This is a genomic window from Lentzea sp. NBRC 105346 (genome assembly GCF_030269605.1).
Taxonomy (GTDB): Bacteria; Actinomycetota; Actinomycetes; order Mycobacteriales; family Pseudonocardiaceae; genus Lentzea.
In genome coordinates this window covers 219,106-244,404 of the sequence record NZ_BSTQ01000018.1, presented here as the reverse complement: position 1 = coordinate 244,404, position 25,299 = coordinate 219,106, and the positions used below count along the sequence as shown (strand labels likewise).

Sequence of the window (25,299 nt, the reverse complement as noted above, 5' to 3'; positions counted from 1 at the left end):
CCGGGAGTCACCGGGAGTTACAAGATCAGCCCCTGACCTCACTTTCGCAGGTCAGGGGCTGGTTCTATGTGGTGAACGGTAGTGCCCCCGACGGGATTCGAACCCGTACTGTGATCCTTTTAAGGGACCTGCCTCTACCGATTGGGCTACGGGGGCAGCGGGGAGCCTAGGCGTTGATCGACGGTTTGTGTGCGCGGTTCGCGGGAAGTCGCCCGCACGGCCCAGCAAGTTCCGCTATACCGCGCACTCGGGTAAGCGGCCATTGGCGGTCATGATCGACCTCTTCCCGCGCCGAGCAGTTCTTTGAAGCGATCGGCGACCCAGTCGTGCACCGCGGCGGACACCGAGTTGTCCGAGGCGCGGTGCTCGAACCAGCGCCAGTCGCAGTTCACGTTGATCTCCAGGAAGACGTGGTCGCGGCCCGTCACGAGGAGGTCGAACGCGGCCACCTGCACGCGCCAGTGGCGGGCCAGCGCCAGCAGGCGGTCGGCCAGCCCGGCGGGCACGACGGTGGGCGTGACGCGCACCGCATCAGGGTCCACCCAGAGCTGCGCCGGGTCGAGCTTGTCGACCTGGTACGCGATGCACTGCTCGCCCACGACGAACACGCGCAGCTCGGTGTCGGACGGCACGTACTCCTGGACGATCACCGGGGCCGGCTCGGCGACGCCACCCGCGCGCGAGGTTTCCAGCGGGCGCGGGAACAGGCCGTGCTGCACGCCCGGACGGGGCTCCAGGAGGTGCCTGCCCGCCGTTTTGACGATGCAACGGCCACCGCCCGGCCGGGTACGGCCGGGACGCGTCGTGACGGCGGTCCTGGGCACCCTCAAACCGAACGAGGAGGCGTCCGACAGCTGCGTCAGGCGGTCCAGATGGGTGGTGGAGCGCGCCGGGTTCACGTGGGCCCAGTCGCTGCGCGAGGACAGCCAGTTGGCGACCGAGCCCCACTGGTCCGCGGCGTACGCGCCGGCCAGCGTGCCGGGCTCCACCGGGAGGGCGGAGAGCTCGAAGTGGCGGCGCCACACCAGCAGGGGGCGCAGCAGCCAGCGGTCTAGTTCGATCAGCGGCTGGTCGGTGTAGACCGAGAGGGGGATGTCGAGGCAGCGGTCGGCGTCGATTCGAGCCATTCGGATGCCGCGTTCGGCAAGAGCTATGGAGAGCTCGTTCATCTCCATGTCGGCGGCGCGGGCGAGAACCAGTACGCACGGTTGAGGACTGCCGTCCCCCTCGTCGACCATGCCGAGCCGGTGGACCTGCTCCTGGAAGTCCAGACACTTCGGCGGAGACCGGAAGAGGTAGTCCTGTCCCTGCAGCAACAGAGGTCTCGCAGCTTCGGACGGGGCTTCGCCTCCGCTTGTTCCCCGCCCTTCAGCTGACCTGGTCAATCGTCCTTCTTGCTGCGGAAACACTTCCCGGCGTTGGCGTACTCGGCGGCGTACTGCGCCAACGCGGGGTCCTCGATCTCGCCGCGACGAAGCTGTGCGGCCAGCTCCTCGAGAGACATCGGGATCACCTCTCTCCCCACACAGGCGGATCACGCATTCAGGTGATGCACCAGCGGTAGTTTCTGGTTCACGTTACGCAATGTCAAGCCGACCCCAGCGGGGTTACTCCTATTGGGGGCTCAAGTTACGGCTCTGGGCCATAAGGGTGCCCCGCCGCTAGAGCCAATTGAGGCAAGCGGCGGGGCCATCACCCGCAGTGATCAGCTCTTGACGGCCCGATCGAACTCGTCCTTCGGGTCGTTGATCTGACCCAGCGCGACGACCTCGCGGCCGTAGAACAGCGCCTGCGTCCAGTCCATCAGCACGCGCAGCTTGCGGTTCACGGTCGGCACGAACGCCACGTGGTAGCTGCGGTGCATGAACCACGCGATCGCGCCGCGGAAACGCAGGCCGAAGACGTCCGCGACACCCTTGTAGAGGCCGAGGCCCGCGACGGCGCCCAGGTACTTGTGGAAGTACTCCTTGGGCTCCTTGCCGCGCAGCGTCGCGATGATGTTCTTCGACAGCAGCTTGGACTGGCGGATCGCGTGCTGCGCGTTCGGCACACAGGTCGCGGTCGGGTCCTCTTCGGTGCGCGACAGGTCCGGCACGGCCGAGCAGTCACCCGCGGCCCAGACGCCGGGCAGGCCCTGCACCTGCATCGCGGCGGTGCAGCGGACGCGGCCCCGCTCGTCGAGCGGCAGATCGGTGTTGCGCAGCATCGGGTTGGCCTTCATGCCGGCCGTCCAGATGATGGTGTCCGAGTCGAACTCGGTGCCGTCGTCGAGCACGACGTGGCCGCCCTCGAGCGACTTCACGCGCGTGTCGAGGTAGACCTTGATGCCGCGCTTCTCCAGCTGCTCGACGGTCCACGCGCCGAGCTTGGCGGACACCTCGGGCATGATCCGGCCGGCGGCCTCGACCAGCACCCAGTTCATGTCCTCGAGCTTGAGGCCCTCGTAGTAACGCAGCGCGTACCGCGTCATGTCCTCGAGCTCGGCCAGGGTCTCGATACCCGCGAAGCCGCCGCCGATGACCACGAAGCTCAGCAGCCGCTTGCGCATCTCCGGATCGTTCGTGCTCGCGGCCTGGTCGAGGCGCGACAGCACGTGGTTGCGGAGGTAGATCGCCTCACCGATGGTCTTCATGCCGATGCCGACCTCGGCGAGGCCCGGGATGGGCAGCGTGCGCGAGATGGCGCCCAGCGCGGAGACGAGCACGTCGTACTCGAACTCCTCGATGTGGCCGTCGGACAGCTCGACCGTCACGGCCTTGCGCGCGTGCTCGATGCGGGTGGCGCGGCCGGTGACCACGTGGCACCGCTTCAGCACCTTGCGCAGCGGCACGACGACGTGGCGCGGCTCGATCGAACCGGCCGCCGCCTCGGGGAGGAAGGGCTGGTAGGTCATGTGCGGCTGCGGGTCGATGACAGTCACCGACGCCTCACCGGATCGCAGTTTCTTCTGCAACCCGAGCGCCGTGTACATGCCGACGTACCCACCGCCGACAATCACGATCCGAGTGGGTTGCGACTTAACAGCAGCCATACGCACATCGTCGCACCAGGAACCCGATTCCCGCGCGTTCGCGGGGCCGGTTGTGACACGGGTCGCCCGGTGATGCCGAACACCCTGAGAGAAGCGATTCAGATCCTCAGCGCGACGATCCCCAGAACCACCGCGCAAGCCCCCAGACCGAGGACCTCGACGGGCGCTGGAGTCGGCCCGTCCGGGAGCAGTCTCGCAACCGCGGCGAGCCCCAGAACGATCGCCTGGATGATCACGAACCGGCGCGCGGGCGCCTTCAGAGCGTCCACTGCGACCGCCGCTCTGACCGGCACCACGGCGGCCAGCGCGCTCGTGATGTGCACGAGGTGCAGCAACGGGATCAGCAGGAGCACGCCGAGCCGCAACGGGTGGCCGTCCGCGAAGACCATCACGACCGCCGCGAACGCGATCACCAGCGCCGGGGCGGCGCTGGCGGGCAGTAGGACGGTGACGACCGCGAGCGCCGCGAAGATCGCCAGCTGGATGGCCCCGACGCCGTTGGCTCTGAGTACCAATGCGATCACCAGGCAGGTGAGCGCGGCGGCGACCCTGATCACCACGGCGTGATCACCACCCCGTGCCGGGCCATGAGCTTCGTGCGCACCCGGTGCTCGGCCGCGATCAGCTCCGCGGCCGGTTCGCCCCACGGCTCCTCGGTGTCCGGTTTCAACGGCTGCGGCAGCGTGTCCACGGCGAGCACGAGGTGGCCGCGCCGCGCGGCGTGGATCGCGATCTCGCTGACCGCGTCGTCCAGGAACGGCGACAGCAGCACGATCACCGATCCGTAGGGCACGTGCGGCAGGAACGGCCGCTGCGCCCAGCCCGCGGACCGCGCACACACGACGAGCTGGTTGCGCAACCGCAGCAGGTGCCGCCTGCCGACGCCCGACCGCACGTTGAGCTGCGGCCGGCCGAGGTCGACGAGCGACACCCGATCGCCCTGCCGCAGGTGGCTCGCCGCGAGCGACGCCGCGGTGCGCACGGCCCGGTCGAGGCTGCCGCCGGGCCGGGTCGTCGTGCCGTACGTGACGGCCGCCCACCGGCCGACGTCCTGCTCGACGTCGCTGCGCGTGTCGATCGCGAGCACGATCTCCGCGTCGGCCTCGGCGTGCCGCTCACGCACGTGCAACGCGCCGGTGCGCAGGGAGATCCGCCAGTCGATGCGGCGCAACCGGTCGCCGGGCTGGAACGCCCGGATGTCGCGCAGCTCGGTCGAGTCGCCGGGCCTTGGCGAGCGGTGCGCGCCGACCAGCCCCGCCGCGCGCGGGGGCAACGGCCCGGCCGGGAAGTACTGCAGCGGCGGGAGCACGGTCCGCGTGTGCTCGACGCCGACGATCGGGCCGTAGACGTGCAACGCGTCCGGCCCGGCGAAGAGGTGGTCGAGCCGCAGGTCGACGCCCGGTCCCCAGGCGTCCCGCCGGACCTCGACCGGGATCGGCTCCGTGGTCGCGGCCAACGCCTTCGTCTCACCCGGCAGGCGCACCACGACGAGTTCCGTGTCGGCCGGCTCGACCTCCGCGACGGTGTGCGCCGTGCCCGGTTCGGCCGTCCGCGGCAAGGGTTTCACTGTCACGGCAGGCGTACCGGTCGGCCTTCTCGCGAACATGAGGCTGAGCAGCAACGGCGTGCCGAGCAGCACCAGCCCGGCGTGGTGCAGCAACGCCCCCGCGGCGACGAACCCGCCGCCGAGCAGCGCGGCGCGGATCAGCGCGTCGGTCGCGTGCCAGTGCGCACCCCGGCTCTCGGCCAGGGCCCGCATGATCCGCGCCGGTCTGTTCACGAGCTCGGCGGGCCGGGGACCTGCCCGAGCAGCTCCTCGACGACCTCGGTGCCGGTGACGCCCGACGTCCACGTCTCGGGCCGAAGCGTGAGCCGGTGCGCGAGCGCCGGGACCGCGCATTCCTTGACGTCCTCGGGAAGCACGTACGCACGTCCGTCCATTGTGGCCAGCGCACGGGACACCAGGACGAGCGCCTGCGCACCCCGCGGTGACGCGCCGACCTCGACCGCCGGGTGGCCGCGCGTCGCCCGTGCCAGGTCGACGCAGTACCGCAGCACGTCATCGTCCACTGTGGTCCGTTCGAGCTCCTGTTGCAGCTCGTCGAGCCGGTTCTCGGTGAGGACGGGCGGAACCTCGGTCTCCTCCCGCTGCCGCGCGATGCGGCGGCGCAGCACCTCGACCTCGTCGTCCACCGGCGGGTAGCCGATGTCGATGCGCAGCAGGAACCGGTCGAGCTGCGCCTCGGGCAACGGGTAGGTGCCCTCGTACTCGATCGGGTTCGCGGTGGCCAGCACGTGGAACGGCCGCTTCAGCGGGAACGTGCGGCCCTCGACGGTGACCTGCCGTTCCTGCATGGCCTCCAGCAGCGCGGACTGGGTCTTCGGCGGCGTGCGGTTGATCTCGTCGGCGAGCAGCAGCCCGGTGAACACCGGGCCGGGCCGGAACGTGAAGTCACGCCCGGCCGGGTCGTAGAGGAACGAGCCGGTGACGTCGGCGGGCAGCAGGTCGGGCGTGCACTGCAGGCGTTTGAAGTCGAGGTGCAGAGCCTGCGCCAAGCTGCGCGCGATCAGCGTCTTGCCCAGGCCCGGCACGTCCTCCAGCAACACGTGCCCGCCGGCGAGGATGGCGGCGAGGGTCAGCCTGAGCGCGCGTTCGCGGCCCACGACGACCTTGCCGACCTCGTCGAGCACGGACTTGGCTTCGAGCGCGATGGTCACTCGACTCTCCTGAGCATCTCGGCGAGTTCGTGCGGCTCCGGCAGTACGTTCGTCTCGATCCCGAGCTTGCGCAGCCGCGGCTGGACCCGTTCCCGGAACCGCGTCTCGTCGCCGGCGGCCTGCGCGAGCCGCGTGGCCAGCGTGCTGGCCTGCACGCTGGCGATCGAGCTGGGCGGCTCGGGCGGCGGCAGCCACACGACGTCCGTCGCCTTCGGCAGGTACGTCGCCACGAGCGCGAGCGCCGCGGGCGGCACGGCGAGCACGATGGCCCACAACGGATCCGCGCCGAACCGCCACAGCGCCAGCCCGGCGGCCACGGCCGTGACGAGCACGATCAACGTCCTCATGCCAGCTCCCGGATGATCCGCTCCAGCTCACGCTCGGCCTGGCTCGCGTGCTCCGCGGTGATCGGCTCGTCGCTGAACCTGGCCCGCTGGTACAGCTCGCGCAGGGTCTTCGTGTCCGCGGGCAGCGTCGTCGTGAACTCGGTCGGCGTCTGGTGCGGCTCGCGCGGATGCGCTTCCTCCAGGGTGAGCCAGGCCGCGATCACCGCGTCCTTGGGCGGCCGGTCGCTCCTGATCTCGATCAACGCCCGCGCGACCTGGTGCTGGAAGCTCGGTGCGGCCGGGGTTTCCCGCTCGACGATCTCCACACCGCGTTCCCCGCGCGTCCGGCGCCGGGTGAAGCTGATCGCGAGGGCCATGCCGATCAGTCCGAACACGACGAACCCGGCGACGACGAGCAGCAGGATGAGGAACGGGACGCCGCTGCCCTCGGTGCTCACGTCGCTCTGGGGTGCCTGCGGGCCGGGGGTGAGGGTGTCGCGGACGTCCGGGTCCTTCGGCGGCGGGTGGAAGACGACCGGGGAGCGGCCGCGCGCGGCGATGATCACCAGCAGCAAGGCTGCCACGACCACACCGACGCGTGCCCTCATGGGATCAGCATGCATCCTTGGCGCGCCGGAGGACATCCTCGAGCATCGCGGGCGTCAGGCGGCCGGTGAACGTGTTCTGCTGGCTCACGTGGAACGAGCCGAACACGCGCAGCCCGGCCAGTTCGACCTCCACGCCGTGCCCGAACTTCGGCCGCGGCCGCGGGTTGCCCAGGACCGGCATCAGGGCGTTCCACCCGAACGCCCCGAGCACGAGAACGGCTCGAAGCGTGGGCCGGAGCAGCGCGAACTCCTCCTCGAGCCACATGCGGCAGTTGTCCCGCTCCTCCGGCGTGGGCTTGTTGCCCGGTGGCGCGCAGTGGACGGGCGCGGTGATCCGCACGCCGTGCAACGTCAGGCCGTCGCCGATGTGCGTGGCGGTGGGCTGGGACGCGAGGCCGACGTTGAACATCGCCCGGTACAGGAAGTCCCCCGAACGGTCGCCGGTGAACATGCGGCCGGTGCGGTTCGCGCCGTGCGCGGCCGGCGCCAGGCCGACGATCAGCAGTGCCGCGTCCATCGGGCCGAAGCCCGGCACCGGGCGGCCCCAGTACTCCTCCGAGGCGAACGCGGCGCGTTTCACGCGGGCGACCTCCTCGCGCCATGCCACCAGGCGTGGACACGCGCGGCACGCCGTTATTCGCTCGTCGAGTTCCGTAATGTCGCTCCCATGTCCGAGGAGACGAAGGCCGAGCCGACCCCGCCGCCTGCCGATGATCTGGTCACCACCCAGCACAGCATCACCGTCAAGCGGCGCAAGTTGAACTACACCGCGACGACCGGGCGGATGGTCCTCAAGGAGGAGGTGCTGACCGACGGCGCGTTCGACGGGCACAAGCCGAAGGCCGAGGTCTTCGTGACCGCCTACACGCTCGACGACGCCGACCCGGCGAAGCGGCCGGTGACGTTCGCGTTCAACGGCGGGCCGGGCTCGTCCAGCGTGTGGCTGCACCTCGGGCTCCTCGGACCGCGCCGCGTGCTGTCGGGTGACGTCGGCTCGCTGACCCCGCCGCCGTACGGCATCGCGGACAACCCGGAAACCCTGCTCGCCGACAGCGACCTGGTGTTCATCGACCCGGTGTCGACCGGCTACTCGCGCGCGCTGAAGGGCGAGAAGCCCGCCGACTACCACGGCTTCCAGACCGACATCGAGTCCGTCGGCGAGGTGATCCGGCTGTGGACCTCGCGCAACGGCCGCTGGATGTCGCCGAAGTTCCTCGCCGGCGAGTCGTACGGCACGCTGCGCGCGGCCGGGCTCGCCGAGCACCTGCAGACGCGCTACGGCATGTTCCTCAACGGGCTCATGCTCATCTCGTCCGTGCTCGACTTCGCGACGCTGGAGTTCAACGAGGGCCACGACCTCGGGTACTCGCTGTTCCTGCCGACCTACACCGCGATCGCCCACTACCACGGCAAGATCGAGGGTTCCCTGCACGCGGCGCTCGCCGAGTCCGAGGAGTTCGCCTCGCGCGACTACCCGTTCGCCCTCGCGCGCGGATCGCGACTGTCCACTGAGGAACGCGCTGGTTTCGTCGCGAGACTGGCGAAGCTGACCGGTCTTTCCGAGGACTACGTCGACCGCGTCAACCTGCGCATCGAGCACCTGCGCTTCTTCACCGAGCTGCTGCGCGACCAGCGCCGCACGGTCGGCCGGCTGGACGGCCGGTTCTCCGGCTGGGACAACGACTACGCGCGCGAGGCACTCACCGACGACCCGTCGTTCTCCGCGATCATGGGCCCGTACACCGCGGCGATGAACCACTACCTGAACGCGGAGCTCGGATACCACAACGACCTGCCGTACGAGATCATCTCGCGGGCCGTGCATCCCTGGTCGTACAAGGAGTTCGAGGGTGCCCACGTGACCGTGGCCGGCAAGCTCGCCGCCGCCATGCGCGCCAACCCGCACCTGAAGGTGCACATCGCGTTCGGCTACTACGACGGCGCGACGCCGTACTTCGCGGCCGAGCACATGGTCGCGCACCTCTCGATCCCGCAGGAGCTGCACTCGAACATCGAGTCGGCCTACTACCCGGCCGGTCACATGATGTACGTGCACGAGCAGTCGCGGATCGACCAGTCGGCGGACCTGGCGAAGTTCGTCCGCGGCTCCTCGAACGTCTAGGAGGACCACTTGGTGTCGAAGCAGTTGGCCTCGACGTAGTCGCGGACCAGGTCGGGGTTGCCGTCCGCGGCGTGGGCGGCCGCATCACGCACGTAGTCGCGCCCCGCCCTGTCCACCTCCGGCGGGTACTGCGTGACCACGTCGGTGATCACCCGCAGCCCCGCCTTCGCCTGCTCGGCGTCACCCCGGCCGGTCGCGGCGTCCCAGGACCGGTACCAGGCGCACGTGTTGACCACGCCCAGCACCTGCCGCGACAGGCCGGGCTGGATCGCCTCGTCCGGCGGCGGCGTCGTCGCCGTGATCAACGCGTCCAGGTCGGGCCGGACGTCCGCCGGCCACCGCATCTTCGGGTAGGTCGAACGCACCTCGGCCGCATAGCCGTCGGCGTCGAGCACGGTGGAAGGTGCGGCCGACCGGGCGGTTCCGCACCCCGCCAGAAAGAGCAGCAAGAAACAGAAGTACCTCATCGGCCGCACCAATTCCAATCAGGAGGTCACATTCCACCAGACGGTGCCGTTCCACGTGTCCGTGGTGTTGTTGCCATGACTCTTCGCGGACAGGCAGAAAACGGTTCCAGAACGGAAGTTCGACCCGATGCGAATTCGAGGAGTCGGGTCGGCGTTCTGCAGGCGGACCGGCGAACCCTCGGCTCCACCGGCGCAGCGACGCCACTTGACGTCGAGCTCCGGGCCGTCGGTCTTCTTCACGAAGATGTGCGTGCCGCTGACGCTGATGGTGCGCTGGGTGCCGTAATGGACCCACTGACCTTTGCGCAGTGAGCCGGAAAGGCCCGCCGACGACGCGCTTGCGGGCATTGCGGTGGCGAACAGTGCGGCGATTATTCCGAACGCGAGCAGAATGAGACGTTTCTTCATCGCAACCTCCCCAGGAAAGGATGACCGAACGCGATGAAAAGTAGTCAGCAGCAATTGCGTCGGGATACCGCCGTTGGGGCAGGGTCCAACTAGATCCACAGTTACTTGGTTAGTAAGCAACTAGACCGGACGGGTGGCGGCAAGCCGCCGAGCGGGTGGGGACGCACACGGTGAACACACAGGTGCCCCGCACGGCCGAAGCCGGGCGGGGCACCTGGAAGCGCGAGCTCAGACGACCGCGCGTTCCTCCGCGAAGTGGCACGCCGATGGATGGTCGGCCGCCCGCACGACCAGCTCCGGCACCTCGGTGGCGCAGATGTCCTGCGCCTTCCAGCAGCGCGTCCGGAACCGGCAGCCCGAAGGCGGGTTGATCGGCGACGGCACGTCACCGGTCAACCGGATGACGTCGCGCCGGCCGCGCTGCGTCGGGTCCGGCACCGGCACCGCCGACAGCAGGGCCTGCGTGTACGGGTGCGTCGGGTGCTCGTAGATCTGCTCCTCGGTGCCGATCTCGACGATCTTGCCGAGGTACATGACCGCGACCCGGTCGGACAGGTGCCGCACCACGGACAGGTCGTGCGCGATGAACACGTACGACAGGCCGAACTCGGTCTGCAGGTCGCCGAGCAGGTTCATCACCTGCGCCTGGATCGAGACGTCCAGAGCGGACACCGGCTCGTCGCAGACGATCACCTTGGGGCGCAACGCCAGTGCGCGGGCGATGCCGATGCGCTGCCGCTGGCCGCCGGAGAACTGGTGCGGGTACCGGTTGATGTGCTCCGGGTTCAGGCCGACGACGTCCAGCAGTTCGCGGACCTTCGCGGCCCGCGAACCCTTCGGCGCCACCTCGGGGTGGATCTCGAACGGCTCACCGATGATGTCGCCGACCGTCATGCGCGGGTTGAGCGACGTGTACGGGTCCTGCAGCACGATCTGGATGTTGCGCCGCAACCGCCGCAGCGCGCCGCCCTTCATCTTGAAGATGTCCTCGCCCTCGAACAGCGCGGACCCCGACGTCGGCGGCTCGAGGCGCATCAGCACCTGGGCCAGAGTGGACTTTCCGCAACCGGATTCGCCCACCACGCCAAGGGTTTCGCCACGCTTCAGGTCGAACGACACACCGTCGACGGCCCGCACTTGCCCGATCGTCGACTTGAACAGCACGCCCCGCGTGACCGGGAAGTGCTTGACCAGGTCGCGAACTTCCAGAATGGAATCGAACTCAGCCACCGACGACCTCCTCGGCGAAGTGGCAGGCGCTCACGTGCCCGAGGCCCAGGTTGTGCTGGCGCGGTACGTCGACCGAGCAGATGTCCTGCCTGCGCGGGCAACGCGGATGGAACGGGCAGCCGGACGGGATCTTCAGCAGGTTCGGCGGCAGGCCCTTGATGGTGTTCAGCTCCGTGCCCTTCTGGTCCAGCCTCGGCATGGAGTCCATCAACGCCGCGGTGTACGGGTGGCCGGGCGTGCGGAACAACGTCACCGCGTCCGCCTGCTCGACGATCCGGCCCGCGTACATCACCGCGATGCGGTCCGCGACCTCGGCGACGACGCCCAGGTCGTGGGTGATCAGGATCATCGCCATCTTGCGCTCGCGCTGGAGCTCCGCGAGCAGGTCCATGATCTGCGCCTGCACCGTCACGTCGAGCGCGGTGGTCGGCTCGTCGGCGATCAGCACCTCGGGGTCCAGCGCGAGCGACATCGCGATCATCGCGCGCTGCCGCATGCCACCCGAGAACTGGTGCGGGTACTCGCGGACCCGTTGTGCCGCATTGGGAATCTTGACCTGGTCGAGCAGCTCGATCGCCCGCTTGCGGGCGTCGGCCTTGCTCATCCCCCGGCGGACCCGCAGCTGTTCCTCGATCTGGAACCCCACGGTGAACACGGGGTTGAGCGCGGACAGCGCGTCCTGGAACACCATCGCGATGCCCGACGCGCGCGTCTCGCGACGCTTCTCGTCGGACATCTTGAGCAGGTCCTCGTCCTTGAACCGGACCTCGCCGTGCGTGACGAACGCGGGCGGCGTGTCCAGGATGCCCATGACCGCCTGCGCGGTCACCGACTTTCCCGAACCCGATTCACCAAGTACCGCAAGGGTTTCACCGGCGTCGACGTGGTAGCTCACGCCGTTGAGCACGCGCGCGACGCCGTCACGCGTGCGGAACTCGACGTGCAGGTCCTCGACCTCGAGCAGTGCCACAACAACTCACCTGAGCTTCGGGTCGAGAGCCTCCCGCACCGCGTCACCCAGCATCACGAAGGCGAGCACGGTCACGGTGAGGAAAGCGGACGGGAACAGCAGCGCGTGCGGCGCGACCCGGATGTAGTCCTTCGCGTCATTGATCATCACGCCCCACGACACCACCGGGTTTCGCAGACCGACGCCCAGGTAGGACAACGTCGCCTCCGCACCGATGAACGCGCCGAGCGCGATCGTCGAGTACACCAGCACCGGTGCGAGGCAGTTGGGCAGCATGTGCTGCACGATGATCCGCCGTGGGCTCGCGCCCAACGCGCGCGCCGCCTTGACGTAGTCCTGCTGCTTCGCGGTGATCGCGGCGGACCGCATGATCCGCATCGCCACCGGCCACGACAGCGCGGCGATCGACAGCACCACGAGCGTCACGATGCGCACGCCACTCGTGTTCCCCGCGGTGTTGAGCGAGGTCAGGATGACGATCGCGCCGAGCACGAACGGGATGCCGACGAAGATGTCGGAGATGCGCGACAGGACCGCGTCGAGCCAGCCGCCGTAGAAGCCGGCCAGGATGCCGAACACGGAGCCGAGGATCACCACTCCGACCGTGGCCAACAGCCCCACGAGCAGCGACGCGCGCGTGCCGTAGATCGCCCGCGCGTAGACGTCGTAGCCCTGCGTGTCATAGCCGAACCAGGCCTCGCCCGACGGTGGTTTGCGGCTGCGCGACAGGATGCCCAGGTTCGGGTCCGCGTGGGTGAACAGACCGGGGAACAGGGCGATCAGCACCACGATCGCGATGATCGTGACGGAGATCCAGAACAACGGGCGGACGCGCAACTCGCGCCAGGCGTCACCGAGCAGGCCGCGCGGCTTGCCGAGCGCGGCGCCGCCACCTACCTCGGCGACCGCCTCGGAAGTCGCGGCAGTGGGGTCACTCATAGCGAATCCTCGGGTCGAGCACGGCGTACAGCAGGTCAACCAGCAGGGTCATCAGCAGGTACACCAGCACCAGCAGCGTGACCAGGCCGGTGACCATCACGCCTTCCTTGGTCTGGATGGACTTGTAGATGAGCCCGCCGATGCCGGGCACGTTGAAGATGCCCTCGGTCACGATCGCGCCGCCCATGAAGGCGCCGAGGTCCGTGCCGAGGAAGGTGATCACCGGGATCAGCGAGTTGCGCAGCATGTGCACGCCGACCACCCGCGACACCGGCAGGCCCTTGGCGTTGGCGGTGCGCACGTAGTCCGCGCGACGGGACTCGCCGATGCTGGCGCGCGTCAGCCGGGCGACATACGCCATCGACAGCGAGGCCAGCACGAAGCCGGGAACGATCAGGTCGGCGAAGCCGGTGCCCTTGACGGTCGGGCTGATCCAGCCCAGCTGGATGCCGAACACCAGCTGGATCACCGAACCCGTGACGAACACCGGAAGCGAGATGAGGAACAACGTCGACACGAGGACCAGGCTGTCCAGGAAACCCCGGTTGCGCAGGCCGCTCACGATGCCCGCGGAGATGCCGATGATGGCCTCGATGATCAGCGCGACGATCGCGAGCCGCACGGTGACCGGGAAGGTCACCGAGATGCGGTCGATGACCTCGGTGCCCGAGAACGTCTTGCCGAAGTCACCCTGCAGCAGGTTGAGCAGGTACTTGCCGTACTGGACGACCAACGGGTCGTCCATGTTGAACTGAGCGCGCATGGCTGAGACGTACTGGTCGGGGCACGGGCGTTCGCCGCACTTCCCGGCGAACGGGTCACCGGGCACGGCCCACACCAGGGCATAGATCAGGAACGTCGTCCCGATGAACACCGGGATCATTTGGAACAGCCTGCGCAGGACGTAGCGGCCCACGATTTACTCCCTGTCGCGCCGCAACCGGCCCGCGAGCGTTTCCGCCGCGGGCCGGTTCCAGCTAGCGCCGACTCGTCAGCTGACCTGCACGGACGCCATGTCCAGCCAGCGGAACGGGTCCATCTTGGCCACCTTCAGCCGCGACGACTTGCCCGCGATGGTCTTCTGCGTCCACAGCGGAATCACCGGCATGTCGTCGTGGAGGATCTTCTCGGCCTCCTGGTACAGCTTGTTCGCCTCGGCCGTAGACGTCGCCTTGTTGGCCTCGGCGAGCTTCGCGTCGAACTTCGGGTTCGTGTACAGGCCGTCGTTGGACGACGCGTCGGTCTTGTACAGCGGGGCCAGCCAGTTCTCGATCGACGGGTAGTCCGCGATCCAACCGGCGCGGTACATGCCGGTCATCTCGTGGGCGTTCACCTTCTGGCGGAACTCGCTGAAGCTCGTCGACGGGGCGAACGAGCAGTCGAGGCCGATGGCGTTCTTGATGCTGTTGCAGGCCGCCTCGGCCCATTCCTTGTGGCCGCCGTCCGTGTTCGACTGCAGCGTGATCTTGCCGGTGTAGCCCGACTTGGTCAGGTACTCCTTGGCCTTCGCGGCGTCGAACTTGCAGAACTCGCCGCACTGGTCCTTGACGTAGCCGTCGGTGCTCGGGTGCACCCAGCCGTCGGCCGGGATGCGGGAGCCCTCGAAGATCTTCTGCGTGATCTCCTCGCGGTTGATCGCCATGGAGATCGCCTTGCGCAGGTCGGCGTTGTCGTACGGCTTCACGTAGAACGGGAAGGCGATCGTCTGCAGCTGCAGCGTCGACTTCTCCACCACGCGGTCACCGAGGTCGCCCTCGTACTTCTTGCCGGCCAGCGCCGACGGCGGGAGCTCGTCGATGAAGTCCAGGCTGCCGGACACGATGTCGGCGTAGGCGGACTCGCGGCTCTGGTAGACCTTGAACTTCAGGTCCTTGAAGTGCGGCTTGTCCTTGCCCTGGTAGTCGTCGTTGCGCGTCACGTTGATCTCGGTGCCGACCTGACGCGAGGCCCACTTGAACGGGCCGTTGCCGACCGGGGCCTCCTCGTACTTCTTCTGGTCGGTGAAGAACGCCTCGGGCATCGGCGAGAAGACCTCGTAGCCGAGCGTCACCGGGAACACCGAGAACGGCTCCGACAGCGTGACCTCGAAGGTGTTGTCGTCGACGACCTTGAGGCCCTTCATCTCCTTGGTCGCGGGCGTCGGCGCCTTCTGCGGGCCGTCGGCGCCGTCCGGGTCCTTCGGGTGGACGTCGGCGTACCCGTCGATGTTGGAGAAGAAGCTCGCGCCCTGGGTCGCGTTCGGCCCGTAGGCGGTCCAGTTCCAGGCCTTGACGTAGCTCGACGCGGTCACCGGGGTGCCGTCGTGGAACTTCCAGCCCTTCTTGAGCTTGATCGTGAAGACCTTGGAGTCCTTGGTCTCGATCGACTCGGCGTGCGCGTTCTCGGGCTTCGCGTCGTCCGCGCTGTACTCGACGAGACCGGTGAACAGAGCGTCCAGGACGTGGCTGCCACCGACCTCGGTGGTGTTGCCTGGGACCAGCGGGTTCTCCGGCTCAGTGTTGAACACCGTGATCGCGGCGTCGGTGTTGGAAGCGGCCTGGTCGCCGCCCTTGTCACCGCAACCCGCCGCCACTACGGCCACCGTCGCTGTAAGGGCTACAACGGAAGCCGTGCGTGATCGCGACATGCGTCCTCCCACCTCATGGCGTCACCGGCGGGTGGCTGGCGCGCCAAACCAGGAAGGGCTGAGCCCTCCCAAAACGTGAGAGGACGTTAACCGGGTGCCCTGTGGACCCACATGTCGAACCGGGTCACAAAGTAGTCACGATCAGCTCAACGAAAGCTCAAGGAGGCCTCAGACCAGGGAAAACGCTATCCCGTCCAGAATGTCGTGCTCGCTCGCCACCAGGCCGGAAATACTTGCGCGCGCAGCCAGTTCCTCAGCAAGAGTGCGCACGACGATCGCCCCACCGCAGATGACGTCGACCCGGCCGGGGTGCATGGAGCCTATCGCCGCCCGCTCGTCGTGCGTCATCCCCAAAACGCGCTCGACGACCTCGTACACCTGGTCGAGCGACATCCGGGACAAATGGATGCGTTCGGAGTCGTACTCCGGCAGGTCCTGGGCGATCGCGGACAGCGTGGTGATCGTGCCGGCGACGCCGATCCACGTGCTCGCCTTCTCCACCGGCACCGTCTGGAACGCGGTGTGCAACGCCTCGCGGACGAACCCCGCGGCCTCGTCGATCTCGGCCGCGCTCGGCGGATCGGTGTGGATGCACCGCTCGGTCAGCCGCACGCAGCCGACGTCCACCGACCGGCCGGCCTCCATCTCCATTCCGGACCCGAGCACCAGCTCGGTCGAGCCGCCGCCGATGTCCGACACGAGGAACGGCCCCTCGTCGGGGTCCATGTCCGCGACGGCGCCGACGAACGACAGCGTGGCCTCCTCGTCCCCGCTGATCACTTCGGCGGGCGCGCCGAGGATCTCCTCGGTCATCGAGAAGAAGTCGTCCCGGTTGGACGCGTCCCTTGTGGCCGATGTGGCGACCATCCGGGCGGCCTCAACCCCTTTGCGCCGCAACATGTTCGCGTAGTCGAGCAGCGCCGCACGCGTGCGTGCGATGGCCTCCGGCGCGAGCAGCCCGGTCGCGTCGACACCCTGTCCCAGCCGGACGACCCGCATCTCGCGGTGCACGTCGCGTAGCCACACCGTGCCGTCGTCGCGTTTGGTCACGTCCGCGACCAGGAGTCGGATCGAGTTGGTCCCACAGTCGATCGCGGCAACCCGCGCCATGTGTCGGTTCCTCTTTCGCAGGCGGGGTTATCAGCTCGGCGTGGTCGACGCCAGCGAGCTCGGCGCGTTCGTCGTGCCACCGGTCGACGACGAGGTGTTGCTCGACGGCTGGTTCGTCGACGGCGTGTTCGTTGACGGCGTGTTCGCCGGCGGCGTCGTGGTCGTCGTCGTGGTGGTCGTCGGGTTCGCCGTCGTGGTCGTGGTGGTCGTCGTGGTCGTGGTCGTCGTCGTGGTGGTGCGGCAACCGGCCGGCGTCGGCGTCGTGGTGGTGGTCGTCGTCGACGTGGTGGTGCCGGTGGTGGTCGACGTCGTCGTGGTCGGCGTGGTCGTGGTCGGGCACGGGATCGCCGTGAACGTCGTCGTCGTGGTCGTGGTCGGGTTCACCGGCGTGTTCTGGTTGCCGGTGTCACCGGGGTTCGTCGGCGTGGTGGTGTTGCCGGTGCCGTTCGGCGGCACCACGTCGTTGCCGGTCGACGGCAGGCTCGGCAGCGTCTCGACGCCCGCCGCGTACGCCTTCGCCCACTTGATCACGTCCCGGACGTACTCGTTGGACGGGTTGTAGCTGAAGATGGCCTTGCCGCGCTGCGTCATGTCGCGCAGGTCGTAGCCGTCCTTGCAGAGGTACTTGCCCGCGGTGAGCGTCGCGTCGTAGATGTTGTTCGGGTTCGACTCGCCGTCATCGTTGCCGTCCGCGCCGATGTTCGACCAGGTGCTGGGGAGGAACTGCATCGGGCCGACCGCGCGGTCGTAGGTCTTGTCGCCGTCCCAGCGGCCGTTGTCGCTGTCCATGACCTTGGCGGTGCCGAGGAGGGTGCCGTCCAGCACGGGGCCGAGGATCTGCGGTACGGCGTCGCCCTTGGCGTTGACCTTGCCGCCGCGCGCGTGGCCGGACTCGATGCGGCCGATCGCGGCCAGCAGCTGCCAGTCGAGGTGGCAGTTCGGCTTGAGGTCGGCCATCTTGTCCTCGGCCTGCATGTAAGCGTCGAGCATCACGCCGGGGATGCCGAGCGTGCCGTCGGGCACGTCGTTGAAGCCGTCGTCACCGGGGCTGAGGGTGCCGTCGGCCAGGTCCTGCAGCAGCGCGGCGCTCAGCTCCTCCGACTCCGCCAGCTTGCCGTTCACGCCGATCTTGCCGCTGGACAACGCCGCGTAGACGTCGGCGGGCCCGAGGGGGCTGGCGGCGATGGGCGAACGGCCGGCGACGTTGACCCAGTCGACGAGCGCGGTGCCGGTGATGATCGCGGGAGCCAGCATGGCAGCCAACGCGGCGACGGCGAAGCCGCGCTGACGCGCCGACAGTGCGGCCGGAGCCGACGTCAGCCTCGTCTTGCGCCTTGCTCGCCGCTTGCTGGGCAGTGCCACGGAAAACTCACCTCTCGAAGAGCCCTATCGCGGCGCGCCGTCGTCCCATTACGGCGAACGCCCCCTCGTCGGCCACCACCCACCCTGCCGGAAAGAGCAGGCAGTGTCACGAGGCCTTGTGTACCGAAGACGGAGTTAAGCGCCAGTACGGTTCCATTCACAGTTGACGAAACTGGACACAGTCTCCCGCAGGCCACGATTCGGCCAACAGGGCCAGCGCCTCGTCACCGAACGGGTTCACGCCGGGACCCTTCGCGAGCGCGTGCGCGACATGCACGTGCAGGCACTTGACGCGGGTCGGCATGCCGCCCGCGGTGACCTGGGTACCCAGCGAGTCGATCGCGTCACGTTCCGCGAGATACTGCTCGTGTGCGCGCTGGTAAGCCCTTGCCAGCTCTTCGTCCTCGGCGAGCCGGGCCTCCATCTCCTTCATCGTCCCCTGGCCTTCCAGGGTGCTGACCAAGGAGTTCAGCTTCGGGCAGGTGAGGTAGTACAGCGTCGGGAACGGCGTGCCGTCGGGCAGTCGCGGATCCGTCTGCACGACGGACGGGTGCCCGCTCGGGCAGCGCGCCGCGATCGCCCTGGCGCCGCGCGGCGTGCGGCCCAGCTGCCTGGCGACGATTTCGAGATCTTCTTGCGAAACCGTCACTTGTGCGTCACCGATTCCCACAGTTGCTCGTACCACGACCTGTTCGCCGCCGGCTTGCCCGACGGCCGCTCCTCTTCCGTCTTGCGTTGTGCGTCGCCCGGCAGCTGGACGACGTACGGGGTCTCCCCCGGCCGCACGTAGTGCAACCGGGTGCGCACCTCGATCTCGACCTGCGCCGGGTCGCTCAGCTGCGCCTTGCGCTGTTCCAGCGCGGCCACGTCCGAGCGCAGCTTCTCCTGCTGCTGCGCCACTTCCCGCAGCTCGTCGCGCTGGGACAGATAGGTCCGCAGCGGGACCGCGACGCTCAGCGCCAGTGCGCACAGCACCATCGCGAACATCGCGGCCCGCCGCGTCCCGGTCATGCCGAAGGCGCCACCGGTGCCCGCACCGGGCCGGGGCGACGCCTTCGGACGGGGCGTGCGGCGAGCGCGTTCGGTCCGGGCGCTCTCCTCGCGACGAGGCCGCCGGGTGTGACCGCGCTCAGCCATCTCAGGCCTCCGGCGTGTACCGGGGGAACGCCAGCTCGCCCGCGTAGCGCGCGGCGTCGCCGAGGCTCTCCTCGATGCGCAGCAGCTGGTTGTACTTCGCGGTGCGCTCGCCACGGGCCGGGGCACCGGTCTTGATCTGGCCCGCGCCCGTCGCGACGGCCAGGTCGGCGATGGTGGTGTCCTCGGTCTCGCCGGACCGGTGGCTCATCATCGACTTGTAGCCGTACGACGTGGCCAGGCTCACCGCGTCGAGCGTCTCGGACAGCGTGCCGATCTGGTTGACCTTCACCAGCAGCGCGTTGGCGGCGCGGCGGGAGATGCCCTCCTCCAGGCGCTCCGGGTTCGTGACGAACAGGTCGTCGCCGACGATCTGGACCTTCTCGCCCAGCTCGGCGGTCAGCTGCACCCAGCCGTCCCAGTCGTCCTCGGACAGCGGGTCCTCAATGGACACCAGCGGGTAGCTGTTCACCAACTCGGTGTAGTAGCCGGTCATCTGCTCGGCGCTGCGCTTGGTCTTCTCGAACGTGTAGGCGCCGTCGTTGAAGAACTCGGTCGCGGCCACGTCGAGCGCGAGCGCGATGTCGCGGCCCGGCCGGTAGCCGGCCTTCTCGATCGCCTGCAGGATCAGGTCGAGCGCGTCCCGGTTGCTGGACAGCGCGGGCGCGAAGCCACCCTCGTCGCCGAGGCCGGTGCCGAGGCCCTTGCTCTTCAGCACGCCCTTCAGCGCGTGGTAGACCTCCGCGCCCCAGCGCAGCGCCTCGCGGAACGTCTCGGCGCCGATCGGCGCGATCATGAACTCCTGGATGTCCACCTCGGTGTCGGCGTGCGCGCCACCGTTGAGGATGTTCAGCATCGGCACCGGCAGCACGTGCGCGTTCGGGCCGCCCACGTAGCGGAACAGCTCCAGCCCGCTGCTGGTGGCCGCGGCCTTCGCGACGGCGAGGCTGACGCCGAGGATCGCGTTCGCGCCGAGCCGCGACTTGTCCGGCGTGCCGTCCAGGTCGACCAGCTTCTGGTCCACCACCCGCTGCTCGACGGCCTCGATGCCGACCAGCTCGGGCCCGATCTCGTCGAGCACCGCGGTGACCGCGCGCTCGACACCCTTGCCCAGGTACCGCTTGGCGTCGCCGTCGCGCAGCTCGACCGCCTCGTGCTCACCGGTCGACGCGCCCGACGGGACGGCCGCGCGCTCCAGCGTGCCGTCGTCCAGCGCCACCTCGACCTCGACGGTGGGGTTGCCTCGCGAGTCCAGGATCTCCCGCGCTCCGACCTGCTCGATGACCGCCACTTGCGCTCCCTGTTTCAGCTGCATGTCGTCTCGCCCTGAGCCTACTGGGGCCAGGTGACCGGGAGGTGTTTGACGCCGTTCTGGAAGTTGGACCTCAGTCTCGTGGGCTCCCCCGCCGGTCGCAGTTGGTGAGGGAGGTCGCACACCGCGTTGAAGAGCGCTCTCATCTGCGTGCGTGCGAGGTGCGCGCCGAGGCAGAAGTGCGGGCCGTACCCGAAGCTCAGGTGATCGGCTTCTTTCCGTGTGATGTCGAACTCGTCCGGGTTCGTGAACACCTGCTCGTCGCGGTTCGCACTGGAGAACCACACGACGACCTTGTCCCCCTTGGCGATCTTGGTTCCGGACAGCTCAACATCCTCGGTAGCCGTGCGCCGGAAGTGCATCACCGGCGTCCACCAGCGCAGCATCTCCTCGACGGCCGTGTCCATCAGGCTCCTGTCCTGCCGGAGCCGTTCGTACTGGTCGGGATGCCGCATCAGGGCGATCATGCCGCCGGGAATGCCGTTGCGCAGAGTCTCATTACCCGCGACGGAGAACAGCCAGAACAGGTTCTCGAACTCCTCGATGGTGATGTCCTGGCGCATCAGGTTGCTCATCACGTCGTCACCGGGGTCGTTCCGCTTGAGCTCGCCGAGCGCGTGCGCGTAGGCGTACAGGTCGGGCATGCCGTTGCGGGCCCGTGGATCACGACCGTCGTCGGGCCGCAGTTCCAGTGCCTTCCGGGCCATGTCCGTCATGCCCGCGGTGTCGCTGCGGCTGAACGCGTACTCGTCGTCCTGGAAGCCGATCACCCGGTTGCTCCAGTCGTAGAGCAGCTTGCGGTCCTGGTGCGGGACGCCGAACACCTCGGCCAGCGTGAGCAGCGGCAGGTCCGCGACGGTCTCGGCGAAGTCCCCGCCCAAACGATCGATCGTGGTGCGAGCGAAGATCCGGATCTGCTCCTCGAGCAGGCCGACAGCCCGAGGTGTGAACGCCTGGGCCAGCATCTTTCTGAGCCGGGTGTGCTCCGGCGGGTCCTGGTTGAGCATCATCCGCTGGACGTAGGCCAGGTCGTCCGGCTGCGGGTCGCGGATCTGCGTCGCGCCGCGGTGGCTGGAGAAGAACGCGGGGTTGCGCAGGACCGTCTTCACGTCGGCGTATCGCAGCACCGCCCAGAAGCCATCGATCCGGACAACGTTCCGATTCCGGAGCCTCGCGAGTGCGGAATACGGCACTTCGGCGGTATACGTGTCTGGGTCGACGATCAGCTCGGCATCGGTCCGCATGAAAGGGATTCTGGCGTGATTCACGTTGAACGCGGTGGAGACGGACCGTTGCTCGTGCTGCTGCACGGACTCGGCGCGACCGGCGAGGTGTGGCGGGACGTGGTGCCGCACTGGGAGGGCAGCTGGCTCGTGCCCGACCTGCCCGGCCACGGCCGCTCGGACCCGATCGAGCGGTACTCGTTCGGCACGTTCGCCGGCGCCCTCGCGCCGGTGATCCCGGCCGGCGAACCGGTGGCGATCCTCGGTCACTCGCTCGGCGGTGTGGTCGGGCTGGCGCTGGCGTCGGGCTGGTTCGGCGTGACCGTGTCGTCCGTGGTCGGCCTGGGGATCAAGGTTCAGTGGTCGGACGAGGATCTCGCGCGTGCCGCGTCGTTCGCCGAACGGCCCGCGAAGACCTACGACAACCGCGACGACGCCGTCGAACGGGCGTCGAAGGTGGCCGGGGTGCCGATCGAGCACGGTGTGACCGAAGTGGACGAAGGCTGGCAGATCTCGTTGGACGCCAAGGCGTTCGCCGTCGGCGCGCCGGACATGCGCGGGCTACTGCAGGCGTGCCGCGCCCGCGTGACGCTGGCGGCGGGCGAACACGACCACATGGGTCCGCCCGCGCACCTGACGTCGTTCGTGCCGAGCCCGGTGGTGCTGGACGGCCAGGGGCACAACGTGCACGTCGAGGCGCCCGCGGCGCTCGCACCACTGCTGGAAAAGCTGCACTGACGTGCGCATACCGGCGTGGTTCGCCACGCTCATGGTGGTCGTGTGGGCGTCCGGCTACGCCGTCGGTGTGCTCGGGGTCGCGGTGGCCCCGCCGTTCCTGCTGACGACGATCCGCTTCCTGATCGCGGCCGCGTTGCTGGCGCTGATCGCCGTGGTCATGCGGGCGCCGTGGCCGCGCGGCCGGGCGCTCGTGCACACCGGCGTGGCCGGGTTGCTGATCCAGGCCTTCCAGTTCTCCGGTGTCTACCTGGGACTGCGGCTCGGCGTGCCGGCGGCCGTGACCGCCCTGGTGATCTCGTGCGCTCCGGTGCTCACCGCGGTGCTGGCGGCGCGGGTGTTCCGCACGCGCATCGGGCCGTGGCAGCTCGTCGGCCTCGGGCTCGGTGTCGCCGCGGTGCTGTTCGCACTCGGTGACCGGCTGCGGACACCTGGTTCCGGAGCGGTCTTCACGGTGCTGGGCATGCTCGCGTTCGTCGCGGGAAGCGTGTACCAGCAGCGGTTCTGCCGCGACGTCGACGTCCGCTCGGGCAACGCCGTGCAGCACCTCGTGTCGGTGCCCGTGGTGGCGTTGCTGTCGCTCACCGAGACCGCGGGCGTCACCGACTGGTCGCGGTTCTGGCTCGCCATGGTGTGGCTGGTCGTCGTCAACTCGCTGGGTGGGTCGTCGCTGTTCCTGGTCGGCGTGCGCATCGGTGGCGCCGCGCGGATGACGACCCTGTCGTGCGTGGTGCCGTCCGTGACGGCGCTGATCGCGTGGCCGTTGCTCGGCCAGGAGATCACCTACGGCGTGCTGGCCGGACTGGTGCTCGGAGTGGTCGCCTGCAGGCTCGGAACCGCCACACCTTCGAGTCCTGTCATCCGGACGGCAGTCGAAGAACCTGTGAACGATAGGTAGCGTTGATCGAATGACGGACAGCACCTTCGACGCGTTCCGCCGGGCCGAGGCGCTGCTGGCCGACCGGCGGCCACTGGAGGCGTTGCGCGAGCTACGCGTCGTGCTCGAGGCGGCACCGGACGCCCCGAGCGTCCAGCTGCTCGCCGGCCGGGCGTACCTGGGTTCGGCGCAGCTGCAGCGCGCCGAGGAGGCGTTCCGCAAGGTGTTGGACCTGGACCCGAGCGACCACTACGCCCGGTTCGCGCTGGGCCGCACGCTGCAACGGCAGAGCCGGCTGCCCGAGGCGCTGGCGCAGCTGCGGATGGCGGCCGCGATGAACCCCTCGCCCGAGTACCAGGAAGCACTGGGTGAGGTCAGCGCACGAATCGCGGTCGAGCGCGACCGCTGAGTTGCCATGGGGGGAGCTTTGCAAGCGCTGAGCGCTTGGAAAGCTCCCTTCATAGCGTTAGGGGCGGCGCCCCCACGCTGCGATGATCACCTGGGGGATGTCCAGGAAGTCGTCCCGTTTCAGGAGTGCGAAGACCTCGTCGATGTCTGACTGGGCCACGTCCAGCTGATCGGCGATCGGGGCCAGCAGTGCGTGCCAGCGGTCTCGTGCACCGCCGCCGAGCAAACCCGGCCGCGCCACGAAGTCGATGTCCGTCAGGCCCGCCGAGGCCAGCTGGTAGGGCATCTGGCGCGACCACCGCAGGTCCGCCCCACCCTGCACCGCGAACTTCCAGTACGCCTCCAGCACTCGGGCGACAGCGGGCGAAGGCGACGCGGAGGTGTCGAGGTGGAACGGCTCGGTCAGCACCAGCCACCCGCCGGGCCGCAACCACGACGCCGCCCGCCGCACGACCTCGTTGCGCGACGGGAGGTGGCTCAGCACGAACCGGCAGTGCACGAGGTCGAACTCGCCGGGCGAGAAGTCGGCCGCGGTGATGTCCGCTTCCAGCACCTTCACGTTGCCGGGCAACGAGCCCAGCGCCGAGGTGTCGATGTCCACCGCGAGCACGGACTCGTACTCGGATCCCAGCCACGCGGCCACCCCGCCGGCTCCGGCGCCCAGCTCCAGGCAGGAAGCCGAGGCGGGCAGCCCGAGACCCAGGATGTTGGCCCGCGTGAACTCGTCGGTGCTGGACTGGATCCGCTTCAACCGCTCGACGTCGGAAGCGCCTCCGCCGACGATCCGCATGGTCCCCCTTCAGGACAGGCTGGCGCGCGCGTAGGCGTCCGCGCCGCTGAACACGTTGCGGCCGTACTCGACCGAGTTGTTGTAGGACATGATCGCCTGCCACCACCCTGCCCCGGTTCCGACGTCACGTCCACCCGCGCACAGGTACCGCGCGGCCGTCAGCGCGGCGTCGTCGATGTTCTGAGGGTCCGCCTGCAGCCCGTCCCCCGCGGCGCGCTGCGCCCAGCGCTGCCACGTGCCGGGGATGAACTGCATCGGGCCGACGGCGCGGTCCCACGTCGTGTCGCCGTCGTAGGCGCCGCCGTCGGTGTCGTGGATCGCGCGCACCCCCGGTGACCCGTTCAGCGGCACCCCGATGATCGGCTTGGACGGCAGGCCCGTGTCCTGCAGGCGGGCGCCGAAGATCGAGCCGTGGTGTGACTCGACGCGCCCGATTCCGGCCAGCGTCGCCCACGACATGCGGCACGCGGGCGCCTGGGACTGCATGATCACGTCGGCCTGCGCGTACGCCTTGAGTGCGCGCACGGGGATGTCCGTCTTCGACGAGACGCGGCGCGCCCACTCGTCGACCGGGTCGGCGCCTTGCTGCTGCTGGGCCGGTTGCGGCAGCTGAGCGGCCCCCGGCGCGGCGGCGCCCGGCGAGACCTCCTGCAGCGGCACGAGGAACGGCGGCGGTGCCAGTGGATCGACGTCCTTGCGGTTCAGCGCGCCGAGCGCCCACGCCCCGCCCGCGATGAACGCGACCAGGACGAGCACGAGCGCGACACGACCGAAAAGGTTGCCCACCCCGCCGCGACGTGCGCGAACCGGGGCTACCTCTGCGGACTCCTTCGGCGGCGAGGGGAGGACCACCTGTCCAGGCTAGCGCGCTCGTGTGATGAAACCCCCGCAATGGCGCCTGGA

Annotated in this window: 28 protein-coding genes and 1 tRNA gene; 4 read left to right on the top strand and 25 right to left on the bottom strand. The window is 69.0% G+C overall.

Translation table 11 applies throughout. The annotated features are described in order from the left end of the window. Positions 1-82: 82 nt before the first annotated feature. From QSK35_RS33445 to QSK35_RS33400, 10 genes are all read right to left on the bottom strand, one after another. Positions 83-156, bottom strand: a tRNA-Leu gene (locus QSK35_RS33445). Positions 157-269: 113 nt separating this feature from the next. Then, complete coding sequence (locus tag QSK35_RS33440; protein ID WP_285751646.1) at positions 270-1,316, bottom strand: ATP-grasp domain-containing protein; 1,047 nt, start codon at positions 1,314-1,316, stop codon at positions 270-272. A 65-nt stretch (positions 1,317-1,381) separates the two neighbouring features. Next, on the bottom strand, positions 1,382-1,504 hold the full coding sequence (locus QSK35_RS33435; RefSeq protein ID WP_268891586.1) for a hypothetical protein: 123 nt from the start codon (positions 1,502-1,504) through the stop codon (positions 1,382-1,384). Between the two features lie 201 nt (positions 1,505-1,705). Continuing rightward, the gene (locus tag QSK35_RS33430; RefSeq protein ID WP_285751645.1) at positions 1,706-3,031 is read right to left on the bottom strand and encodes an NAD(P)/FAD-dependent oxidoreductase; all 1,326 of its coding nucleotides are present in this window, start codon (positions 3,029-3,031) and stop codon (positions 1,706-1,708) included. A 98-nt stretch (positions 3,032-3,129) separates the two neighbouring features. After that, positions 3,130-3,591, bottom strand: a complete 462-nt coding sequence (locus tag QSK35_RS33425; RefSeq protein ID WP_285751644.1) for a hypothetical protein — start codon at positions 3,589-3,591, stop codon at positions 3,130-3,132. Continuing rightward, positions 3,585-4,811: a DUF58 domain-containing protein gene (locus QSK35_RS33420; RefSeq protein WP_285751643.1), complete on the bottom strand. Its 1,227-nt coding sequence runs from the start codon at positions 4,809-4,811 to the stop codon at positions 3,585-3,587. Before QSK35_RS33420 ends, QSK35_RS33425 begins: the two co-directional genes overlap by 7 nt. Next, positions 4,808-5,749 (bottom strand): AAA family ATPase, encoded by a 942-nt coding sequence (locus QSK35_RS33415; RefSeq protein WP_285751642.1) that lies wholly within the window; start codon positions 5,747-5,749, stop codon positions 4,808-4,810. Before QSK35_RS33415 ends, QSK35_RS33420 begins: the two co-directional genes overlap by 4 nt. Then, a complete protein-coding gene (locus QSK35_RS33410; RefSeq protein WP_285751641.1) occupies positions 5,746-6,096 on the bottom strand; it encodes a hypothetical protein in 351 nt (116 codons plus the stop codon). Before QSK35_RS33410 ends, QSK35_RS33415 begins: the two co-directional genes overlap by 4 nt. Then, positions 6,093-6,683, bottom strand: coding sequence for a DUF4129 domain-containing protein (locus QSK35_RS33405; protein WP_285751640.1), 591 nt, complete (start codon positions 6,681-6,683; stop codon positions 6,093-6,095). Before QSK35_RS33405 ends, QSK35_RS33410 begins: the two co-directional genes overlap by 4 nt. 4 nt (positions 6,684-6,687) lie before the next feature. Next, positions 6,688-7,341, bottom strand: coding sequence for a uracil-DNA glycosylase (locus QSK35_RS33400; protein WP_285751661.1), 654 nt, complete (start codon positions 7,339-7,341; stop codon positions 6,688-6,690). A 9-nt stretch (positions 7,342-7,350) separates the two neighbouring features. Between QSK35_RS33400 and QSK35_RS33395 the strand changes: the two genes are divergently transcribed. After that, positions 7,351-8,805, top strand: coding sequence for a S10 family peptidase (locus QSK35_RS33395; RefSeq protein ID WP_285751639.1), 1,455 nt, complete (start codon positions 7,351-7,353; stop codon positions 8,803-8,805). Here the strand turns inward: QSK35_RS33395 and QSK35_RS33390 are convergent. The 13 genes from QSK35_RS33390 to QSK35_RS33330 all read right to left on the bottom strand — a co-directional run bounded on the left by QSK35_RS33390 (position 8,802) and on the right by QSK35_RS33330 (position 21,607). Beyond that, on the bottom strand, positions 8,802-9,272 hold the full coding sequence (locus QSK35_RS33390) for a hypothetical protein (protein ID WP_285751638.1): 471 nt from the start codon (positions 9,270-9,272) through the stop codon (positions 8,802-8,804). The two genes, QSK35_RS33395 and QSK35_RS33390, sit on opposite strands and share 4 nt — an antisense overlap. 18 nt (positions 9,273-9,290) lie before the next feature. After that, entirely contained in the window at positions 9,291-9,680 is a 390-nt protein-coding gene (locus QSK35_RS33385) for a hypothetical protein (protein ID WP_285751637.1), read from the bottom strand. 228 nt (positions 9,681-9,908) lie between these two features. Continuing rightward, a complete protein-coding gene (locus QSK35_RS33380; protein WP_285751636.1) occupies positions 9,909-10,910 on the bottom strand; it encodes an ABC transporter ATP-binding protein in 1,002 nt (333 codons plus the stop codon). Continuing rightward, complete coding sequence (locus QSK35_RS33375; RefSeq protein ID WP_285751634.1) at positions 10,903-11,880, bottom strand: ABC transporter ATP-binding protein; 978 nt, start codon at positions 11,878-11,880, stop codon at positions 10,903-10,905. Before QSK35_RS33375 ends, QSK35_RS33380 begins: the two co-directional genes overlap by 8 nt. Before the next feature lie 6 nt (positions 11,881-11,886). After that, entirely contained in the window at positions 11,887-12,819 is a 933-nt protein-coding gene (locus QSK35_RS33370) for an ABC transporter permease (RefSeq protein ID WP_285751633.1), read from the bottom strand. Continuing rightward, positions 12,812-13,735 carry an ABC transporter permease gene (locus QSK35_RS33365; protein WP_285751632.1) on the bottom strand — a complete coding sequence of 308 codons (924 nt, stop codon included), beginning with the start codon at positions 13,733-13,735 and terminating at the stop codon, positions 12,812-12,814. The genes QSK35_RS33370 and QSK35_RS33365 overlap by 8 nt, the downstream gene beginning before the upstream one ends. Before the next feature lie 75 nt (positions 13,736-13,810). Next, positions 13,811-15,445 (bottom strand): peptide ABC transporter substrate-binding protein, encoded by a 1,635-nt coding sequence (locus tag QSK35_RS33360; RefSeq protein ID WP_285751631.1) that lies wholly within the window; start codon positions 15,443-15,445, stop codon positions 13,811-13,813. Between the two features lie 168 nt (positions 15,446-15,613). Next, entirely contained in the window at positions 15,614-16,555 is a 942-nt protein-coding gene (locus tag QSK35_RS33355) for a Ppx/GppA phosphatase family protein (protein ID WP_285751630.1), read from the bottom strand. A gap of 30 nt (positions 16,556-16,585) precedes the next feature. After that, complete coding sequence (locus QSK35_RS33350) at positions 16,586-17,917, bottom strand: lytic transglycosylase domain-containing protein (protein ID WP_285751629.1); 1,332 nt, start codon at positions 17,915-17,917, stop codon at positions 16,586-16,588. A 157-nt stretch (positions 17,918-18,074) separates the two neighbouring features. Continuing rightward, positions 18,075-18,566, bottom strand: a complete 492-nt coding sequence (locus tag QSK35_RS33345) for a DUF501 domain-containing protein (protein ID WP_285751628.1) — start codon at positions 18,564-18,566, stop codon at positions 18,075-18,077. Next, the gene (locus QSK35_RS33340; RefSeq protein WP_285751627.1) at positions 18,563-19,054 is read right to left on the bottom strand and encodes an FtsB family cell division protein; all 492 of its coding nucleotides are present in this window, start codon (positions 19,052-19,054) and stop codon (positions 18,563-18,565) included. Before QSK35_RS33340 ends, QSK35_RS33345 begins: the two co-directional genes overlap by 4 nt. A gap of 1 nt (position 19,055) precedes the next feature. Then, positions 19,056-20,342 carry a phosphopyruvate hydratase gene (gene eno / locus QSK35_RS33335; RefSeq protein WP_285751626.1) on the bottom strand — a complete coding sequence of 429 codons (1,287 nt, stop codon included), beginning with the start codon at positions 20,340-20,342 and terminating at the stop codon, positions 19,056-19,058. Positions 20,343-20,383: 41 nt separating this feature from the next. Then, positions 20,384-21,607: a cytochrome P450 gene (locus QSK35_RS33330; protein ID WP_285751625.1), complete on the bottom strand. Its 1,224-nt coding sequence runs from the start codon at positions 21,605-21,607 to the stop codon at positions 20,384-20,386. 15 nt (positions 21,608-21,622) lie between these two features. Between QSK35_RS33330 and QSK35_RS33325 the strand changes: the two genes are divergently transcribed. The 3 genes from QSK35_RS33325 to QSK35_RS33315 are packed head-to-tail and all read left to right on the top strand — an operon-like array spanning position 21,623 to position 23,607. Beyond that, on the top strand, positions 21,623-22,324 hold the full coding sequence (locus tag QSK35_RS33325; RefSeq protein ID WP_285751624.1) for an alpha/beta fold hydrolase: 702 nt from the start codon (positions 21,623-21,625) through the stop codon (positions 22,322-22,324). A gap of 1 nt (position 22,325) precedes the next feature. Continuing rightward, the gene (locus tag QSK35_RS33320) at positions 22,326-23,219 is read left to right on the top strand and encodes a DMT family transporter (protein ID WP_285751623.1); all 894 of its coding nucleotides are present in this window, start codon (positions 22,326-22,328) and stop codon (positions 23,217-23,219) included. Positions 23,220-23,229: 10 nt separating this feature from the next. Next, entirely contained in the window at positions 23,230-23,607 is a 378-nt protein-coding gene (locus QSK35_RS33315; protein WP_285751622.1) for a tetratricopeptide repeat protein, read from the top strand. 57 nt (positions 23,608-23,664) lie between these two features. On the opposite strand, the gene QSK35_RS33310 is transcribed toward QSK35_RS33315, so the two are convergent. Both QSK35_RS33310 and QSK35_RS33305 read right to left on the bottom strand, forming a co-directional pair. Further along, on the bottom strand, positions 23,665-24,396 hold the full coding sequence (locus QSK35_RS33310) for a class I SAM-dependent methyltransferase (RefSeq protein WP_285751621.1): 732 nt from the start codon (positions 24,394-24,396) through the stop codon (positions 23,665-23,667). Between the two features lie 9 nt (positions 24,397-24,405). Further along, on the bottom strand, positions 24,406-25,248 hold the full coding sequence (locus QSK35_RS33305) for a lytic transglycosylase domain-containing protein (RefSeq protein WP_285751620.1): 843 nt from the start codon (positions 25,246-25,248) through the stop codon (positions 24,406-24,408). Between the last annotated feature and the right edge of the window lie 51 nt (positions 25,249-25,299).

Bases quoted from the DNA above. Each gene is read 5' to 3' on its own strand.
- QSK35_RS33435 (WP_268891586.1), bottom strand. From the start codon at position 1,504: ATGTCTCTCGAGGAGCTGGCCGCACAGCTTCGTCGCGGCGAGATCGAG.
- QSK35_RS33430 (WP_285751645.1), bottom strand. From the start codon at position 3,031: ATGGCTGCTGTTAAGTCGCAACCCACTCGGATCGTGATTGTCGGCGGT.
- QSK35_RS33410 (WP_285751641.1), bottom strand. From the start codon at position 6,096: ATGAGGACGTTGATCGTGCTCGTCACGGCCGTGGCCGCCGGGCTGGCG.
- QSK35_RS33405 (WP_285751640.1), bottom strand. From the start codon at position 6,683: ATGAGGGCACGCGTCGGTGTGGTCGTGGCAGCCTTGCTGCTGGTGATC.
- QSK35_RS33395 (WP_285751639.1), top strand. From the start codon at position 7,351: ATGTCCGAGGAGACGAAGGCCGAGCCGACCCCGCCGCCTGCCGATGAT.
- QSK35_RS33390 (WP_285751638.1), bottom strand. From the start codon at position 9,272: ATGAGGTACTTCTGTTTCTTGCTGCTCTTTCTGGCGGGGTGCGGAACC.
- QSK35_RS33385 (WP_285751637.1), bottom strand. From the start codon at position 9,680: ATGAAGAAACGTCTCATTCTGCTCGCGTTCGGAATAATCGCCGCACTG.
- QSK35_RS33370 (WP_285751633.1), bottom strand. From the start codon at position 12,819: ATGAGTGACCCCACTGCCGCGACTTCCGAGGCGGTCGCCGAGGTAGGT.
- QSK35_RS33360 (WP_285751631.1), bottom strand. From the start codon at position 15,445: ATGTCGCGATCACGCACGGCTTCCGTTGTAGCCCTTACAGCGACGGTG.
- QSK35_RS33355 (WP_285751630.1), bottom strand. From the start codon at position 16,555: ATGGCGCGGGTTGCCGCGATCGACTGTGGGACCAACTCGATCCGACTC.
- QSK35_RS33340 (WP_285751627.1), bottom strand. From the start codon at position 19,054: ATGGCTGAGCGCGGTCACACCCGGCGGCCTCGTCGCGAGGAGAGCGCC.
- QSK35_RS33330 (WP_285751625.1), bottom strand. From the start codon at position 21,607: ATGCGGACCGATGCCGAGCTGATCGTCGACCCAGACACGTATACCGCC.
- QSK35_RS33315 (WP_285751622.1), top strand. From the start codon at position 23,230: ATGACGGACAGCACCTTCGACGCGTTCCGCCGGGCCGAGGCGCTGCTG.
- QSK35_RS33310 (WP_285751621.1), bottom strand. From the start codon at position 24,396: ATGCGGATCGTCGGCGGAGGCGCTTCCGACGTCGAGCGGTTGAAGCGG.